The 3,108-nt window shown below is 42.4% G+C and carries 4 protein-coding genes; 2 read left to right on the top strand and 2 right to left on the bottom strand.

Annotation, left to right across the window (positions count from 1 at the left end):
• Positions 1-154: 154 nt before the first annotated feature.
• Positions 155-1,282, bottom strand: a complete 1,128-nt coding sequence (locus IM485_RS06405) for a 5-(carboxyamino)imidazole ribonucleotide synthase (RefSeq protein ID WP_104396852.1) — start codon at positions 1,280-1,282, stop codon at positions 155-157.
• Positions 1,279-1,788 carry a pentapeptide repeat-containing protein gene (locus IM485_RS06400; protein ID WP_104396853.1) on the bottom strand — a complete coding sequence of 170 codons (510 nt, stop codon included), beginning with the start codon at positions 1,786-1,788 and terminating at the stop codon, positions 1,279-1,281. Before IM485_RS06400 ends, IM485_RS06405 begins: the two co-directional genes overlap by 4 nt.
• 270 nt (positions 1,789-2,058) lie before the next feature.
• On the opposite strand from IM485_RS06400, the gene IM485_RS06395 reads away from it, so the two are divergent.
• Together IM485_RS06395 and IM485_RS06390 are read left to right on the top strand one after the other, a co-directional pair.
• Entirely contained in the window at positions 2,059-2,922 is an 864-nt protein-coding gene (locus tag IM485_RS06395) for a branched-chain amino acid ABC transporter permease (protein WP_287742031.1), read from the top strand.
• A 123-nt stretch (positions 2,923-3,045) separates the two neighbouring features.
• Positions 3,046-3,108 (top strand): IS630 transposase-related protein (locus IM485_RS06390; RefSeq protein ID WP_271948249.1); only part of this gene is annotated, 63 nt, incomplete at its 3' end.

Here is a 3,108-nt window from a genome sequence, read left to right as displayed (position 1 = left end):
TTAGACCTCTTGCATAAATCCGAAAACAAACGATAGAAACAATAATGGGAGGGACTTTCAGTTAATTATTTATTAGTAGTTGATAATCTTCAAAAATGTTGCTGTAAAAGGATCGACTTAAGACTTTTGCAAGAGGTCTATAATTCATAATTCCCTAACAACCATACCAAAGCTTTTCTATCTGTTTTGCTAGGGCCAATAACTCAGAGCGATCGCTTGTATCCCTTAAGAGGGTGACATGGCCTAATTTTCGACCGGGACGGGACTTTTTACCATACCAAAAAAGGTGAGCGCCGGGGATTGCCGCTAAAACTGCTCTTTTTTCGGCATAATCACCGTCACTATCCTCAAAACCCAATAGATTCACCATAACTGCCCCGGCAGATTTTAAATCCGTGGCTCCGAGGGGCAAATTAGCCACTGCTTGCAGTTGTAGAGCAAATTGGGAGGTAAGACAGGCAGAAAGGCTGTAATGACCAGAATTATGGGTACGGGGAGCGATTTCATTAATCAATACCTCTCCCTGGGAAGTGACAAATAATTCCATCCCGAAAACACCCACCGCCGACAAACTACTTAACAGATGATGGGAGATAGATTCGGTTTGAGATTGTAATGATTGGTTAAGAGCGGCGGGAGCGATTACCCAGTGACAGACTTGCTCCTCTTGATAGGTTTCCACCACGGGATAGGTGACGATTTCCCCGGTTAATCCCCTAGCGGCAACGATGGCTAATTCGCGCTCGTAGGGAATATAAGCTTCTAACATCAAGTCAAGACGCTCTAATTGCGGCTTTTTGGCGTTTAATTCTTCAGGAGTGCGAATAATAAAGGTTCCTTGACCATCATAACCGTGTCGTCGCGCTTTCAGTACTAGCGGAAAAGGATAATTTTCTAGTGGGGATAAATTATCTATCGCCCAAAAATCAGGCACAGGCAACCCTAGGGAGCGCAAATAACATCTTTGCTCGTATTTATCCAATAGGGGGCGCAGATTTGCCAAACTAGGATAGAATTGCACTCCTGTGGCCGCTAATTCTTCTAGGGCATCTAAATTAACAAACTCATTTTCAAACGTGATCAGATCACAATGTTGAGCTAGTTTTTTTGTGCCTTCCGCGTCAGCTATTTCCGCGAAGACAACCCCGTCAGCTAAAGCAACGGCGGGATCGTCGGGGTGTGGTGTTTGTACAATCAGAGAAATGCCTAATTTCTTGGCTTCCTGTGCCATCATCCAAGCTAATTGTCCACCACCAATAACACCAACCCTTGTTTGCATCATTGATCACATCCTAAAGATTCCGGGGTAGAGACGCCGGTTTTTGAGTTGACACCCTCGGCTCTTTCACAGAGATTTTTGATTTGTTGAGCGTCAAGCACGGCAAAACTAAAATCAGCACCGTTGATATTTACTCCCTCGAAAATGGTGCGCAGCATAATTGCCTCGGCAAAAATGGCATCGCTTAAATCGGAATTTTTAAAGGTACTCAGATAGGCTAACCCATTGGTTAAGTCCGCTCCATGAAAGTTGCCTTCGATGATAGAGGCTCCGTTAAACACTGCCCCGCGCAAATCGGCAGAGCTAAAGTTAGAATCTTGCAGATTAACGTTAGTAAATTGGGCAGATTGCAAATTTTGTCCCGAAAAATCCTTTCCTGTCAGATTCTGGTTTTCATAACTGGCATTGGCTCCTGTGACAGCAGCAGAACTGGCAGCTAAGGCATTGACAGGAGATAGGATAAATAGTGAGGCAAAAAAAGCGATCGCTAATCGAAAGATAGTCTTCATTGGCGGCAAATTCCATCAGTGGGCATTCTTGATTTTATAGCAGTAAGTCATCCGCCGTCAGCTTTTCGCCGGCCGCCAGAAATTGCTGGCACACAAACCTTTATAATAGCTGTCTAAGCTTATACTGCCATGCAATTGGGTCTAAACAAAAATATTTAAGCTACAGTCCCTCAGCTTTCAGTTAAATAAGGTAAAAGACAAAAGTTAATTAATTTTCTCTCTCCTGACTGCTATTTCTAAGGACAATTTTTGATTTATACAAGAGGTTTGATGGATACACCGCAACTTTTATTCAATGGTTTAGCCGTCGGCAGTATTATTGCTCTGGCTGCTGTCGGTTTAACCCTTACCTGTGGCATTTTGCGTCTGTCTAATTTTGCCCACGGCGATTTTATGACTTTGGGTGCTTACATAACTTGGCTGGTAAATGCTCAAGGGATTAATCTCTGGTTAGCGATGCTGGTGGGGGCAGCGGTGACAGCTATTGCCATGCTCATTGCCGAGAGATTATTATGGAAACCTATGCGCGATCGACGGGCTGATTCTACCACTTTAATTATTATTTCGATCGGTTTGGCTTTATTTCTTCGCAATGGTATTTTAATGATCTGGGGCGGCAGTAATCAACGCTACGATCTCCCTGTGATGACCGCTACAGAAATTTTTGGGATTAAAGTAGCTTTTGATCGCTTGTTAGTCATTGGTTTGGCAATTATAGTTATTATTGCCCTCCATTTTTTATTACAAAAAACTAAGATCGGTAAGGCGATGCGTGCCGTAGCTGACAGCAACGATTTAGCTAGAGTAACCGGAATTAACGTCGAATGGGTTGTTTTCTGGACATGGATAATCACGGGAGTTTTAACTGCTTTAGCCGGAGGGATGTTCGGGTTAATTACCGGGGGAGTGCGTCCCAATATGGGCTGGTTTTTAATCTTACCAATGTTTGCGGCCGTTATTTTGGGTGGTATTGGTAATCCCTACGGAGCGATTGCTGGGGCTTTAATTATTGGTGTTGCTCAAGAAATTAGTGTTCCCTTAATTGGTTCTGATTATAAATTAGCCGTGGCTTTATTAATTATGATCTTGCTGTTATTATTCCGTCCCCAAGGTTTATTTAAAGGCACGGTTTAACAGTTATCAGTTATCAGTTATCAGTTATCAGATGTAAGTTTTAAGTTATAGTCATTTCAAATAAGTATGATACAAGTAAAAAATAAGGTAAAATAAGGAGAAACAAGCAACCCATCCAGAAAAATGTCCTATAGCCTAGACTTGAGAAAAAAAGTAATTGATTATGTAGAGAATGGAGGAAGCATA

The sequence above is a fragment of the Microcystis sp. M169S2 genome, from assembly GCF_020245865.1.
Classification (GTDB): Bacteria; Cyanobacteriota; Cyanobacteriia; order Cyanobacteriales; family Microcystaceae; genus Microcystis; species Microcystis ichthyoblabe_A.
The sequence above is the reverse complement of the archived record's forward strand: the minus strand, read 5'-3'. Positions and strand labels throughout refer to the sequence as shown.